The organism is Pseudomonas sp. OE 28.3, assembly GCF_014268205.2.
GTDB classification, from domain to species: domain Bacteria; phylum Pseudomonadota; class Gammaproteobacteria; order Pseudomonadales; family Pseudomonadaceae; genus Aquipseudomonas; species Aquipseudomonas edaphica.
The window spans coordinates 5,411,872-5,426,120 of record NZ_CP077082.1; the positions used below are offsets into that span (position 1 = coordinate 5,411,872).

The 14,249-nt window shown below is 59.9% G+C and carries 11 protein-coding genes; 5 read left to right on the plus strand and 6 right to left on the minus strand.

Annotation, left to right across the window (positions count from 1 at the left end):
- Positions 1-120 precede the first annotated feature (120 nt).
- Entirely contained in the window at positions 121-1,419 is a 1,299-nt protein-coding gene (locus HU759_RS24310; protein ID WP_017139803.1) for an OprD family porin, read from the plus strand.
- A gap of 190 nt (positions 1,420-1,609) precedes the next feature.
- Here the strand turns inward: HU759_RS24310 and HU759_RS24315 are convergent, their stop codons facing one another.
- Entirely contained in the window at positions 1,610-2,452 is an 843-nt protein-coding gene (locus HU759_RS24315) for a mechanosensitive ion channel family protein (protein WP_099549392.1), read from the minus strand.
- Positions 2,453-2,588: 136 nt separating this feature from the next.
- Entirely contained in the window at positions 2,589-3,074 is a 486-nt protein-coding gene (locus HU759_RS24320; protein WP_003209785.1) for a YajQ family cyclic di-GMP-binding protein, read from the minus strand.
- Positions 3,075-3,197: 123 nt separating this feature from the next.
- Here HU759_RS24320 and HU759_RS24325 point away from each other — a divergent pair, with 123 nt between their 5' ends.
- The 3 genes from HU759_RS24325 to HU759_RS24335 are packed head-to-tail and all read left to right on the plus strand — an operon-like array spanning position 3,198 to position 6,779.
- Positions 3,198-4,115, plus strand: a complete 918-nt coding sequence (locus HU759_RS24325; RefSeq protein ID WP_186617263.1) for a putative 2-dehydropantoate 2-reductase — start codon at positions 3,198-3,200, stop codon at positions 4,113-4,115.
- Positions 4,116-4,161: 46 nt separating this feature from the next.
- A complete protein-coding gene (locus tag HU759_RS24330) occupies positions 4,162-6,198 on the plus strand; it encodes an ATP-binding protein (protein WP_017139800.1) in 2,037 nt (678 codons plus the stop codon).
- A 2-nt stretch (positions 6,199-6,200) separates the two neighbouring features.
- Complete coding sequence (locus HU759_RS24335; RefSeq protein WP_017139799.1) at positions 6,201-6,779, plus strand: cob(I)yrinic acid a,c-diamide adenosyltransferase; 579 nt, start codon at positions 6,201-6,203, stop codon at positions 6,777-6,779.
- Positions 6,780-6,887: 108 nt separating this feature from the next.
- Here the strand turns inward: HU759_RS24335 and HU759_RS24340 are convergent, their stop codons facing one another.
- The 3 genes from HU759_RS24340 to secA all read right to left on the minus strand — a co-directional run bounded on the left by HU759_RS24340 (position 6,888) and on the right by secA (position 11,929).
- Positions 6,888-7,832: a Nudix family hydrolase gene (locus HU759_RS24340; protein ID WP_099549389.1), complete on the minus strand. Its 945-nt coding sequence runs from the start codon at positions 7,830-7,832 to the stop codon at positions 6,888-6,890.
- Between the two features lie 19 nt (positions 7,833-7,851).
- Positions 7,852-9,069 (minus strand): bifunctional glutamate N-acetyltransferase/amino-acid acetyltransferase ArgJ, encoded by a 1,218-nt coding sequence (argJ, locus tag HU759_RS24345; protein WP_186617265.1) that lies wholly within the window; start codon positions 9,067-9,069, stop codon positions 7,852-7,854.
- A gap of 124 nt (positions 9,070-9,193) precedes the next feature.
- Complete coding sequence (secA, locus tag HU759_RS24350; protein ID WP_186617266.1) at positions 9,194-11,929, minus strand: preprotein translocase subunit SecA; 2,736 nt, start codon at positions 11,927-11,929, stop codon at positions 9,194-9,196.
- A 305-nt stretch (positions 11,930-12,234) separates the two neighbouring features.
- Here secA and HU759_RS24355 point away from each other — a divergent pair, with 305 nt between their 5' ends.
- On the plus strand, positions 12,235-12,690 hold the full coding sequence (locus tag HU759_RS24355) for a DciA family protein (RefSeq protein WP_017139795.1): 456 nt from the start codon (positions 12,235-12,237) through the stop codon (positions 12,688-12,690).
- Positions 12,691-12,694: 4 nt separating this feature from the next.
- Here the strand turns inward: HU759_RS24355 and HU759_RS24360 are convergent, their stop codons facing one another.
- Positions 12,695-14,173, minus strand: coding sequence for a helicase HerA-like domain-containing protein (locus HU759_RS24360; protein WP_017139794.1), 1,479 nt, complete (start codon positions 14,171-14,173; stop codon positions 12,695-12,697).
- Between the last annotated feature and the right edge of the window lie 76 nt (positions 14,174-14,249).

Below are 14,249 nucleotides of genomic sequence, written 5' to 3' on the forward strand. Positions count from 1 at the left end.
GTATCGTCAATAGGGTCTGCGTGATATAACTTTGCGCCGACACAAAAAAGAAAGAGCCGCCCAGATAAAAATACAGGTGGGACGGCAGTACTCTTCCTAAAACCAAAGGAGCAAATCACGATGCGCGTGATGAAGTGGAGCATGATCGCCCTGGCTGTTTCAGCCGGCGTTTCGCAGTACGCAATGGCGTCCGCCCAGGACGATTCCAAAGGCTTTGTTGAAGACAGCACTTTCGGCATCAATACTCGTATGTTGTATTTCAGCCGTGATTTCCGTAATGAGCCGGCTGGCGGCTACAAAATCATCAATGGCAAGGCTCAAAGCCGTGTCGAAGAAACTGGCCTGGGCTTCAACGCACTGTACCAATCGGGTTTCACCCAGGGCACTATCGGTGTCGGCGTTGACGTGATCGGCCTGCTGGGCGTGAAACTGGACAGCGGCAAGGGTCGCTCGGGCACTGGCCTGTTCCCTACCGGTGCCGACGGTCGCTCGCAAGACGACTACTCCAAAGGCGGCGGCGCCGTTAAGTTCCGCATCTCCGACACCGTGCTTAAAGTCGGCGACCAGTACACCACCGCGCCTGTGTTCGCTTCCGACGACAGCCGCTTGCTGCCAGAGCTGCCGCAAGGTATCTCGATCACCAGCAACGAGATCAAGGGCCTGAAACTCGAAGGCGGTCACTTCACCTCGAGCGTGGCACAAGCACAGACATACCGTGACAGCCTGGGTCTGACCAAAACCGACTTTATCGGTGGTGTCTATGCCCTGACGCCGGAAGTCAGCGCCAGCCTCTACTACGCGAAGACCGAAGACTACTGGAAGAAGACCTACGCCAACCTGAACTGGACTCACGCGCTGAGCAACGATCAGTCCCTGGCCGTTGACTTCAACATCTACAGCACCAAAAGCGATGGCGCCGGCCTGCAGCGCGCAGAAAAAGACAACACCACCAAACTGGATAACCGTGCGTACAGCTTGCAAGGCGCGTACACCATCCAGGCTCACACGTTCACCCTGGCCTACCAGAAAGTCAGCGGTGACGGTGACTACGGCTACGGCGTAGACGGCGGCGGCACGATTTTCCTGGCCAACTCCATCGCCCGTTCCGACTTCAACGCTGAAGACGAAAAATCCTGGCAAGCTCGCTACGACCTGAACATGGCCACTTTCGGCGTGCCAGGCCTGAGCTTCATGACTCGTTATGTCAGCGGTAGCGGCGCCAACACTGGCACCACTTCGAACGGCAAAGAGTGGGAACGCGACATCGAAGCCAAGTACGTGGTTCAGAGCGGCCCGGCAAAAGACCTGAGCCTTCGCGTTCGTCAAGCGACCTATCGTTCGTCTGATGGCGTGTACTACGGTTCGGCGTCGATCGACGAACTGCGTCTGATCGCGCAATACCCGCTGAACATCTTGTAATTAGCTGTTTAATTACAATGATGACTTAAGGCGTAAGCCTTAACTAAAAAGCCGCTCCCCTGCTTTGCAAGGGAGCGGCTTTTTTATTTCAGTTTTATTACACAAGAAAAATAACTAGCAAGCTAAGTAACTACATTGGCCTTACGCATCAAACTTGACCTATCGGCCAAGTTCGACAACCCGCGCTTAGTTATTTGGCAAGCGGTTCTTGCATCACGCGAATAACTCGCTGTGGAAACGGAATATCAATACCCGCCCCTTTCAAACGATCACGCGCCAGTTCATTGAGCATAAACACCACATCCCAATAATCCGGGGTATTGGTCCAGCAACGCAGGGAGACAGTGATCGAACTGTCTCCCAAGGTCGACACCACTGCCACAGGCGCAGGGTCAGCCAGCACGCGTGGGTCTTTGGCCAGCTCCAACAGCACTTCACGGGCTTTCTGCAAATCGGCTTCGTAGTCGACCCCCACATCAAACACCACCTTGCGGGTCGGCTGACGGTTGGTGTTGGTGATGAGGCCGTTGGACAGGCTACCGTTAGGGATGATCACGGTTTTGTTGTCGCCGGTGCGCAACACGGTGTGGAAGATCTGGATGCTGTCGACGGTACCGGAAGTGCCTTGTGCTTCGATCCAGTCACCAATGCGAAACGGACGGAACAACAGGATCAGTACGCCACCGGCGAAGTTCGCCAGGCTGCCTTGCAATGCCAGGCCGATGGCCAGAGTAGCGGCACCAATCGCGGCCACGAACGAGGTCGTGGCCACGCCGATCATCGAGGCCACGTTGACCACCAGCATGACTTTGAGCGCGATGTTGGCAAGGTTAGTGATGAAATGTTGCAGCGCCAGGTCGGCATTACGCAGCGCCAGCAAACGCCCCACGCGGTGGGTCAACACGTTAATCAGCCACCAACCGATGGCCAGGGTGACCACGGCCAGCAAAAACCGGCTGCCGTATTCCATAATCATCGGGAGCCAAGACTCAGAGGTCTTGATCAGGTGATCCATTTCAACGTTTAAATCCATCTATCTTCTCCTGTTGCGCGGATGTGCGGCTTAATTGACTGCCTTAAAACGCAAATGAGCCCCGAAGGGCTCAAGTGTAGGCACTGTTTCTGGGGCGTGGGACGTCAAAAACGCTCACAGGTTCCCCAATGTGCCATCAGTCGCGGAAGTTATTGAACTGCAGCGGCATGTCGAAGGTCTTGGCGCGCAGGGCAGCAATGGCTTCCTGCAGGTCGTCACGCTTCTTGCCGGTGATACGTACCTGCTCGCCCTGGATGGCGGCCTGGACCTTTAGCTTGGCATCTTTGACGTGAGCGACGATCTTCTTCGCCAGCTCCTTGTCGATGCCTTCCTTCAGCACGGCTTCCTGCTTCATCAGCTTGCCGGAGGCGTAGGCGTCCTTGATTTCTAGGCATTGCGCGTCGATCTTGCGCTTGACCAACGACAGCTTGAGGATCTCGATCATCGCTTCCAGCTGGAAATCGGCTTCAGCGGTCAGGTTGACGGTCAATTCCTTTTCCTTGAACTCGAAGCTGCCCTTGCCCTTCAAGTCGTAGCGACGGTCCAGCTCCTTGACGGCGTTTTCGACGGCGTTGGTGACTTCGTGTTTGTCCAGTTCGGATACCACGTCGAACGAAGGCATGTCATTTCTCCAATATAAGGGGCGGGCTCAGTAGAGATGGAGCGCGCCCAAGCTAAAATGCCGAGGCATTATAGCGGTTCTTTCGCACCATTCATCGCAGGCGACCCTACGGAGCACAAACTGATGTCGACCACCTGGCATATTCTCGGCGCCGGCAGCCTGGGTACCCTCTGGGCCACGCGATTGTCGCGCGCGGGCCTGCCCGTGCGGCTGATAGTGCGCGATGCAGCACGCCTGACCAGCTATGAGAAGGCGAGCGGCCTGACCCTGGTGGAACACGGCATAGAAAATACTTACCCGGTGATCGGCGAAACACCCGACAGCCCCGAGCCGATTCATCGCCTGCTGGTGGCGTGCAAAGCCTACGACGCCCAAAGAGCCATCGCACAGCTGCAACACCGATTGGCACCCGACGCTGAGCTGATCCTGCTGCAAAACGGCCTTGGCAGCCAGGATGCGGTGGCCGCGCAACTGCCCCAGGCCCGCTGTATCTTTGCCTCCAGCACCGAAGGCGCGTTTCGCGACGGCGATTGGCGCGTGGTCTTCGCCGGCCACGGCTACACCTGGCTGGGAGACGCGCGGCACCCCACTCCCCCGCTGTGGCTGGACGACCTGCACGCCGCCGGCATTCCCCATGAGTGGAGCACCGACATCCTGACGCGTTTATGGCGCAAGCTGGCGCTCAATTGCGCCATTAACCCATTGACCGTGCTTTACCAGTGCCGCAACGGCGGCCTGCAAGCCCACCAATGCGAAGTCGCGACCTTGTGCGCCGAACTCAGCGAGTTGCTCGAATGCTGCGGCCAACCCGCCGCCGCCCAGGACCTGCACAGCGAAGTGCAACGGGTGATCCAGGCCACCGCGGCCAATTATTCGTCCATGTATCAGGACGTGGCCTCCAGCCGTCGCACCGAAATCAGCTACCTGCTCGGTTATGCGTGCCAGGCGGCAGAGCGCCATCAATTGGTGCTGCCGCATCTGCAACAGTTGCGGGCGCGCCTGGTCGACTACTTGCACACACGCGGATTGGCCAGCGACTGAGGCACGCGCTACCCTGCCTACCTGTCTATCACCTGGAAAAAACCTGATGCCACTGCGCCAGCGTCTAGAAAATCTACCGGTAGGGCAGAAACTGCTGGCCGCCCTGCTGGTGCTGTTGACCACGGTATTACTGGTGGCCAACCTGACGTTTATCAGTGCCGCCTATTGGATCTCCCAGGAAAGCATGGCGCCCCAGGCGTTGCAGGCCATCGGTCGATTGGTGTCCAACCCGTCGCTGGCCGCCGAAGCCCTTGAATCCCCGGCGAAGGCCGACGCCCTGCTCAATGAGCTGACTAGCTATTCGCCATTACGCGCCGCCGCGCTGTACGACGGCGACGGCACCTTGCTGGCGCAGATGCAGCACGGCAACCGCCTGCACCTGCCGGAAAACTACCGGCATATCGAAGCCTGGCGCCTCACTGAGTTTCGCAGCAACCAGGTCATCACCCTGCCCCGCGCTGGCCAGCCGTCCGGGCATTTGCTGTTGGTGGCCAGCAGTGAGCTGCCTATGGCGTTCTATACCGGCACATTGACCGCCAGCCTCGGCATCCTGATTTTCAGCGTATTGCTGTGGCTGATCATCGCCCGCCAGATCAAACGCCTGATCACCCGCCCGATCCATGAGCTGGAAGAACTCTCACGCCAGGTGACGCGCGAAGAGAACTACGCCCTGCGCGCCGGGCGCGGCAACCATGATGAAATCGGCAGCCTGGCCGAAGCCTTCAACACCATGTTGTCGCGCATCGAAGCCCGCGAGCAGCAGCTCAAACGTGCGCGAGACGACTCTCAGGCCGCCTACGACCAAGCCCAGGGCCTGGCCGAAGAAACACGCCACACCAACCGCAAGCTCGAACTGGAAGTGCAGGTGCGCAGCAAGATCGAGAAAAAGCTCACCGGCTTCCAGAACTACCTCAACAGCATCATCGACTCGATGCCGTCGGCGCTGATCGCCCTGGATGAACAGCTTTACGTCACCCAATGGAACCAGGAAGCCACGGCGCTTTCCGGCACGCGCCTGGATGAAGCGCTGAACCAGCCGATCTTCCTCGCCTTCCAGCCGCTCAAACCGTACCTGCCGCAGATAAAAGCCACGGTGGAGCAGCACACGGTGGAGCGCATTGAGCGTGTCACCTGGATCAAGGATGACGAACCCAAGCATTACGCCCTGACCTTCTACCCGTTGATGGGCGGTGCCGGGCGCGGCGTGGTGATCCGTATCGACGACATCACCCAGCGTTTGTCCCTGGAAGAAATGATGGTGCAGTCGGAAAAAATGCTCTCCGTGGGCGGCCTGGCTGCGGGCATGGCCCATGAAATCAACAACCCGCTGGGGGCGATCCTGCATAACGTGCAGAACATCCGCCGGCGCCTGTCCCCCGACCTGCCGAAGAACCTGGAACACGCCGAACAGGCGGGTATCGAGCTGGAGACGGTCAACCACTACCTGCAAAGCCGCGAAGTCCCGCAATTGCTCGATGGCATCCAGCAAGCCGGCGCGCGGGCGGCGAAAATCGTCACCCATATGCTCAGCTTCAGCCGCCGCAGTAACCGCCAGATGGCGCCGTGCGACTTACCGGCACTGATCGACCAGGCCGTGGAAATTGCCGGTAACGACTTCGACCTGACCATCGGCTTCGACTTCAAGGGCCAGGCGATCATCCGCCAGTTCGACCCGCAACTGGGCCCGGTGCCCGGTACCGCCAACGAGCTGGAACAGGTGCTGCTCAATCTGCTGAAAAACGCTGCGCAAGCCATTCACCTGCGTGAAGACGACAGCGAGCCGGGGCGCATCATCTTGCGCACCCGCCTCAACCCGCCGTGGGCGGAGATCCAGGTGGAAGACAATGGCATCGGCATGAGCGAAAACGTGCGCAAACGCACGTTCGAGCCGTTCTTTACCACCAAGGAAATCGGCCAAGGCACCGGGCTTGGGCTGTCGGTGTCGTACTTCATCATCACCAACAACCATAAAGGCCAGATGGAAGTGCATTCCACCCTCGGCCAAGGCACCTGTTTTACCCTGCGCCTGCCGTTGGCCGGCAGCCAGATGCCACCCTATGAACTGACTCAACTGGAGCAATGACCATGGGCTTTCGCCTGTCGAAGATCTACACCCGCACCGGCGACAAGGGCGAGACGGGCCTGGGTGATGGCCGTCGCGTGCCCAAGGACCACCCTCGCGTGGAAGCCATTGGCGAGGTGGATACGCTGAACAGCCAGTTGGGTTTGCTGCTGGCCAACCTTGAAGAACAGAGCGGCCAGCACCCGCAACTCAAGGAGGTGATCGAGGTGCTTACGCCGTGCCAGCACCGCTTGTTCGACTTGGGCGGTGAGTTGGCGATGCCCGTGTACAAAGCGTTGAATGCCGCAGAAGTCGACCGGCTGGAAGCGGCGATTGACCGTTGGAATGAGGAAGTCGGGCCGCTGGAAAACTTCATCTTGCCCGGCGGTTCAGCGCTGATTGCCCAGGCCCATGTGTGCCGCAGCCTGGCGCGCAGTGCGGAGCGGCGGTGTCAGCAGTTGAATGCGATTGAGCCGTTGGAAGGCGTGGGGCTTGCGTATATCAATCGGTTGTCGGATGTGCTGTTTGTGGCGGCGCGGGTGATTGCCAAGCGTCAGGGTGTAGTGGAAGTGTTGTGGCAGGCGGCGGCCAAGCCTCACTAAGATCGTTCCCACGCTCTGCGTGGGAATGCAGCCCTGGACGCTCCGCGTCCCAAAGCGTGACGCGGAGCGTCACAAGAGGCATTCCCACGCAGAGCGTGGGAACGATCATCATGCCTCAGGCCAGAACGCGCGAATGCCTGCCACACCCTGAGCCCCGGCTTCCCAAGCCTGTTCCCGCTCAGCCGGCCCAAGCCCGCCCAGCAGAAACACCGGTTTACTGAACCCACGGATCAACTCTACCGCCTGCTCCCAACCCAAAGGCTGGGCATCGGGATGAGTCTGGGTCCGCTGCACCGGCGACAGCGTGACAAAATCCACGTCCATCATCTCTGCCAGTGCCAGCTCTTCGGCGTTGTGGCAAGAAGCCGCCAACCAGCGATCCTTCGGCAGCGGGCGGCCTTTGCTCGCGTATTTACGCAACTGCGCCGAGGTCATGTGCCAGCCGGCGGCAGGGAAATCCCCCAGCCATTCGAACGGCCCTTTAAGCATCAGTTGCGCCTTGCCGGCACACAGGCCCACCGCGTCCACCGCCAGGTCACGGTATTTAGGGTCGTAACCGTTGGGCGCGCGCAGTTGAACCAGCTTGATGCCACCGGCAATGGCTTTCTGGACACCTCGCAACAAGGTGGGGGCTTCCAGTTCGCCTGGTGTGATCAAGTATTCAGCGGGCAAACGGGCAGCCGCAACAATCGGTGCATTCGCCGCCGGGAACTCATAGTTGAGCAAGTCCCGCGGCGTCACCCATTCCAACGGCTGCCCTTCGGCACCATGGGGCTCGCCGGTAAAGGCCGAGACTTCCCAGACATCCAGCAACACCTGCTTGTCCGGGTAGTCATGCTGCACCTTGATCAGCGGGCGCGCCGTGGTGACCTGGATGCCCAGTTCTTCCTGCAACTCGCGGGACAAAGCGCTTGCGACCGACTCATCAGCCTCCACCTTGCCGCCGGGAAACTCCCAGAGGCCGCCTTGGTGCTGGGTATCGGCACGGCGTGCCAGCAGGATCCTGCCGTCGACGCCACGGATCACCGCTGCTGCTACATGCACTCGTTTCACCAGGTTTTCCTCTTGGCTGTCAGGTGCGGTATTCCGCGTTGATCTTTACGTACTCGTGGGACAGGTCGGTGGTCCAGATGGTTTCGCTGCAGTCGCCGCGCCCCAACTCGATGCGGATGGTGATTTCTTCTTGCTGCATCACCGCCGAGCCCTGGGCTTCGGTGTAGGTTTCAGCGCGAGCGCCACGGCTGGCAATGCACACGTCGCCAAGGAACACGTCGATCTTGCTGACGTCCAGGTCCGGCACACCGGCACGGCCGACGGCAGCGAGGATGCGGCCCCAGTTCGGGTCGGAAGCAAACAGTGCAGTCTTGATCAGGGGCGAGTGGGCCACGGTGTAACCGACATCCAGGCATTCCTGGTGGTTAGCGCCGCCGTTCACTTCAACAGTGACGAACTTGGTTGCGCCCTCACCGTCACGCACGATGGCCTGGGCCACGTCCATGCACACCTCGAACACCGCCTGCTTCAATGCGGCGAACAGCGCGCCCTCGGTGGAGGTGACTTCCGGCAGGTTGGCCTGGCCGGTGGCGATCAGCATGCAGCAGTCGTTGGTCGAGGTGTCGCCATCGATGGTGATGCGGTTGAACGACTTGTTGGCGCCGTCGAGCATCAGGCGCTGCAGCACGTCGCGGGAGACTTTGGCGTCGGTGGCAATGTAGCCGAGCATGGTGGCCATGTTCGGGCGGATCATGCCCGCGCCCTTGCTGATGCCGGTCACGGTAACGGTCACGCCATCGTGTACAAACTGGCGGCTAGCGCCTTTGGGCAGGGTGTCGGTGGTCATGATGCCGGTGGCCGCAGCCGCCCAGTTATCCACAGACAGGTCATCCAGTGCGGCTTGCAGCGCGCCTTCGATTTTTTCCACCGGCAGCGGCTCACCGATCACGCCGGTGGAGTACGGCAGCACTTGGCTGGCATCCACGCCGGTCAACTGGGCCAGCTTGGCGCAGGTGCGCGCAGCGGCAACCAGGCCTGGCTCGCCGGTACCGGCGTTGGCATTGCCGGTGTTGGTCAGCAGGTAACGGATCGAACCTGCCACGCGTTGCTTGGCCAGGATGACCGGTGCGGCGCAAAACGCGTTGAGCGTGAACACGCCCGCAACCGTCGAGCCTTCGGCACAGCGCATCACCACTACATCTTTGCGCCCCGGGCGCTTGATGCCGGCCGAAGCGATACCGAGTTCAAAACCGGCGACCGGGTGCAAAGTGGGCAAAGGACCAAGACCAACAGCCATGAATGCGCTCCTTAAAGAATAGGTGATGTCTGTACCGTCGCGATCAACGGTGAAATTAATGGCAAAACGCCGCGACGGCAAAGGCCGGTCGCGGCGCAGGGTGTTGCAGCGTCAGGCAAAAATCTTAGTTGATTTCGCCGTGGCAGTGTTTGAACTTCTTGCCCGAACCGCACCAGCACAGCTCGTTGCGGCCCAGCTTCTGGTCATTGCGGACCGGGGCTTGAGCCAAGGCCACATCGACCTCTTCGCCCAAGGCTTCCGGCGCTTCCAGACCCGGTGCGTCGTCATGCTGGAACTGCATGCGCGCAGCGAGTGCCTCGGCTTCCTGACGCAGGCGGGCTTCTTCCTCGATCGGGTCTTCGCGACGCACCTGAACGTGGGACAGCACACGGATCGAATCGCGCTTGATCGAATCCAGCAGCTCGGAGAACAGCGTGAACGACTCGCGCTTGTACTCCTGCTTCGGGTTCTTCTGGGCGTAGCCACGCAGGTGGATACCGTGACGCAGGTGGTCCATGGTCGACAGGTGGTCTTTCCACAGGTCGTCCAGCACGCGCAGTACGATTTGTTTCTCGAAGGTGCGCAGTGCTTCGGCACTCGCCTGCTCTTCTTTCTCGTTGTATGCGGCCAAAAGCTCGGTCATCAGCTTCTCGCGCAGGGTTTCTTCGTACAGGTGGTCGTCTTCGTCCAGCCACTGCTGAACCGGCAAGTCCACACCGAAGTCGCTCTTCAACGCGGCTTCCAGGCCGGCAACATCCCACTGCTCAGGCAGGGACTGTGGCGGGATGTGTGCGCTGACGGTAGCGTTGAGCACGTCCTGACGGAAATCGGCAATCGTCTCGCCAATGTTGTCGGCGGCCAGCAACGTGTTACGCATGTGATAAATCACTTTACGCTGTTCGTTGTTGACGTCATCGAACTCGAGCAGTTGCTTACGAATGTCGAAGTTACGGCCTTCTACCTTGCGTTGGGCCTTCTCGATGGCGTTGGTCACCATGCGGTGCTCGATCGCTTCACCGGACTGCATGCCCAGGGCTTTCATGAAGTTCTTCACCCGGTCCGAGGCGAAGATACGCATCAGGCTGTCTTCCAGCGACAGGTAGAAGCGGCTGGAACCGGCGTCACCCTGACGGCCGGCACGACCACGCAGCTGGTTGTCGATACGACGCGATTCATGACGCTCGGAGGCGATTACCTGCAAACCACCGGATTCCAGCACAGCCTGGTGGCGTTTCTGCCAGTCGGCCTTGATCTGGGCGATTTGCTCAGGGCTTGGGTTTTCCAGTGCCGCAACTTCCACTTCCCAGTTGCCGCCCAACAGGATGTCGGTACCACGACCGGCCATGTTGGTAGCGATGGTCAGCGCGCCTGGGCGACCGGCCTGGGCAATGATCTCGGCTTCTTTTTCGTGGAACTTGGCGTTTAGAACCTTGTGCTCGATGCCTTCCTTGTTGAGCAGGTTGGACACGTGCTCGGAAGTCTCGATGGTGGCAGTACCCACCAGGATCGGACGCCCCTGGGCCATGCCGTCCTTGATGTCGTTGATGATTGCCGCGTACTTCTCTTCGGCCGTCAGGAACACCAGGTCGTTGAAGTCTTTACGCGCCAGCGGCTTGTTCGGTGGAATCACCATCACAGCCAGGTTGTAGATCTGATGGAATTCGAACGCTTCGGTGTCAGCTGTACCGGTCATGCCGGACAGTTTGTTGTACAGACGGAAGTAGTTCTGGAAGGTAGTCGACGCCAACGTCTGGCTTTCGGCCTGGATGTTGAGCATTTCCTTGGCTTCGATGGCCTGGTGCAGGCCTTCGGACAGACGGCGACCCGGCATGGTACGGCCGGTGTGTTCGTCAACCAGTACGACCTGGCCGTCCTGGACAATGTATTCGACGTTGCGATGGAACAGCTTGTGGGCGCGCAGGCCGGCGTACACGTGGGTCAACAGGCCCAGGTTGTGCGCCGAGTAGAGGCTTTCGCCCTCGGCCAGCTCGCCGATCTGGGTCAGCATCTCTTCGACAAACTGGTGACCGGCTTCGTTGAGTTCAACCTGGCGGGTCTTCTCGTCGATGGTGAAGTGACCTTCTTTGGTCACCACGCCTTCCACTTCCTCAACGTGCTGCACCAGGCGCGGGATCAACTTGTTGATCTCGGTGTACAGGCGCGAGCTGTCTTCGGCCTGGCCGGAGATGATCAGCGGGGTACGCGCTTCGTCGATGAGGATGGAGTCGACTTCGTCGATCACGGCAAAGTTGAGTTCGCGCTGGAATTTTTCTTCCATGCTGAACGCCATGTTGTCGCGCAGGTAATCGAAACCGAATTCGTTGTTGGTGCCGTAGGTAATGTCACACGCGTAGGCGGCGCGCTTTTCTTCCGGCGGCTGGAACGGCGTGACTACGCCGACGGTCAGGCCGAGGTATTCATACAGCGGGCGCATCCAGTTGGCGTCCCGGCGGGCCAGGTAGTCGTTCACCGTCACAACGTGCACGCCCTTGCCGGACAGTGCGTTGAGGTAAACGCCCAGGGTTGCCACCAGGGTCTTGCCTTCACCGGTACGCATCTCGGCAATCATGCCTTCATGCAAGGTCATGCCGCCGATCAACTGCACGTCGAAGTGGCGCATGCCCATGACACGCTTACCGGCTTCACGGGCGACCGCAAAGGCTTCAGGCAACAGCTTGTCGAGGGTTTCACCTTTGGCTATGCGGGCCTTGAACTCTTGGGTCTTGGCGCGCAATTGCTCGTCCGACAGGGCAACCATCTGCTCTTCGAAGGCATTGACCAGCTGCACCGTCTTGAGCATGCGTTTGACTTCGCGCTCATTCTTGCTTCCAAAAAGTTTCTTTAACAAAGGCGCAAACATATCGGCAGGTTCTTCCACACATAGGGATGGAGGGCGCACCGTGAGTGGCCCGAGCAGCCCTCACGGCCGCATGCGAACGCGCATTCTACCCGGAATCGTGGGTGAGGAAAGTGGCGTTATTCCCCGATGCTGGCATGGCGCTGTGAGAGGGCCTGTTTAAAATAAGGGCTTTTGCTGGAACTTCAACCCATCAAGCGCAGAAGTTACCTATTGATTTCACTCGCATTGCCCTGCTATCGCTTTGCCTGGGGCCGCACAGGCGCTTTCTGCTAAGATGGCGGCTCTGTTACTTAAGGTGTCTAAACATGGCGTTTCGCCCACTTACAGCCCGCGCGCCCAGCGTGTTGCTCCGCGAAGCCAAACCGTTGAAAGCCATCTTCGGCCACGCGCAACGCTTGGGCCATTTGCAACGCCTTGTAGAAAGCCAACTGCAACCTGCCGCCCGCGAACATTGTCATGTGGCGTCGTGGCGCGAAGGCAATTTACTGTTAATTGTCACCGACGGGCATTGGGCCACCCGCCTGCGCTACCAGCAAAAACGCTTGCAGCGGCAATTAATGGCATTTGAAGAGTTTGCCAGCCTGACCCGCATCCAGTTCAAGGTGCAGCCGCCCACCGTGCAGCAAGGTGCAGTGGGCCACACCATGGACCTGTCGCAGAACGCGGCCGAAACCATTCAAGCCACGGCCGACGGCATCAGCGATCCGGGCCTGCGCGCAGCGTTGGAGCGGTTGGCCGCCCACGCCAGGCCCAAGCCCTGAACCGCTACTTGCGTTTACTGCCGCCCAGCAACGAGCCCAACAACCCGCGCACCAACTGCCGTCCCATTTGATTGGCCGCCTGTTGCATGGCGGATTTGAGCGCCTTACCTGCTGTAGTCCCCAGGAACGCTCCGGCCTTGTCGGTAAAGCTCGGCTCTTCGGCGGCCGGTTTGGCCTCCTCGGTCGGGCCAAGCTCCTTGCGCGCCATCAGCACTTCATAGGCCGACTCACGGTCAATTGGCTTGTCGTAGCGCCCCAATAAAGGCGAACTGGCGATGATCGCAGCACGCTCGGCTTCGCTGAGCGGCCCGATCCGCGATTGCGGCGGCGCCACCAGCACGCGCTGGACCACTTCCGGCGTGCCCTTTTCCTGCAACGCCCCCACCAATGCCTCACCGGTGCCCAACTCAGTCAGTACCGACAAGGTATCGAACGCCGGGTTGGGGCGAAAACCGTCCGCCACCGCACGCAGGGATTTCTGCTCTTTGGTGGTGAACGCCCGCAAGCCATGCTGGATACGCAAGCCCAGTTGCGCCAATACCGTGTCAGGCAAATCCCCTGGGGATTGAGTGACAAAGTACACACCCACGCCCTTGGAACGGATCAAACGCACCACTTGCTCCAGGCGATCCTGCAATGCCTTGGGCGTATCGGCGAACAGTAAATGCGCCTCATCGAAAAACAACGCCAGCAACGGTTTATCGGCATCGCCACGCTCCGGCAGTTGTTCGAACAACTCGGCCAACAGCCACAGCAGGAAGGTCGCATAGACCTTGGGCGCCTCGTGCACCAAGCGGCTCGCGTCCAGCAGGTGAATGCGCCCACGACCATCGCCGGCAGGCTGCAAGATATCTTCAAGCTGCAGGGCAGGCTCGCCAAACAAGGCTTCGGCGCCCTGCTGCTCCAGCACCGCCAAACGCCGCAACAGCGCCTGGCTGGAACCGGTGGTCATCAGCGCCGCGTCGTCGCCCAGCAGTTCCGGGTGATAACGCAAGTGGTTGAGCAAGGCCTTGAGGTCTTTGAGGTCCAGCAGCAACAGGCCTTCGCGGTCGGCCACCTTAAAAGTCGCATAGAGCGCCGATTGCTGGCTGTCAGTGAGTTCCAGCAGGCTGCCAAGCAGCAACGGCCCCATTTCGCTGATGGTGGTGCGAAGCGGATGACCGGACTGCCCGTGGATATCCCACAGTGTTACCGGATACGCCTTCGCGCTGTAATTGAGGAAGGGCATGCCCGCAATGCGCTCGGCCACCTTGCCTTGAGGGTTGGCCGCAGCGCCAAGGCCGCACAAGTCACCCTTGATATCAGCGGCAAACACGGCCACACCCGCATCGCTGAAGGCTTCCGCCAAGCGCTGCAACGTGACGGTTTTACCTGTGCCGGTCGCGCCGGCAATCAACCCGTGACGGTTGGCCAAGCGCATGGCCTGGGCGATGGGCTGGCCGTCCAGGCCGGCGCCGATAAGGAGTTGCGAGGAATCAGGCATTTCGTCACCTTTGGTTAATCTTTAGTGCCGTCAGGTCGATACAGACAGAGGTAAGACCCACAAAGTCTAAAAATAG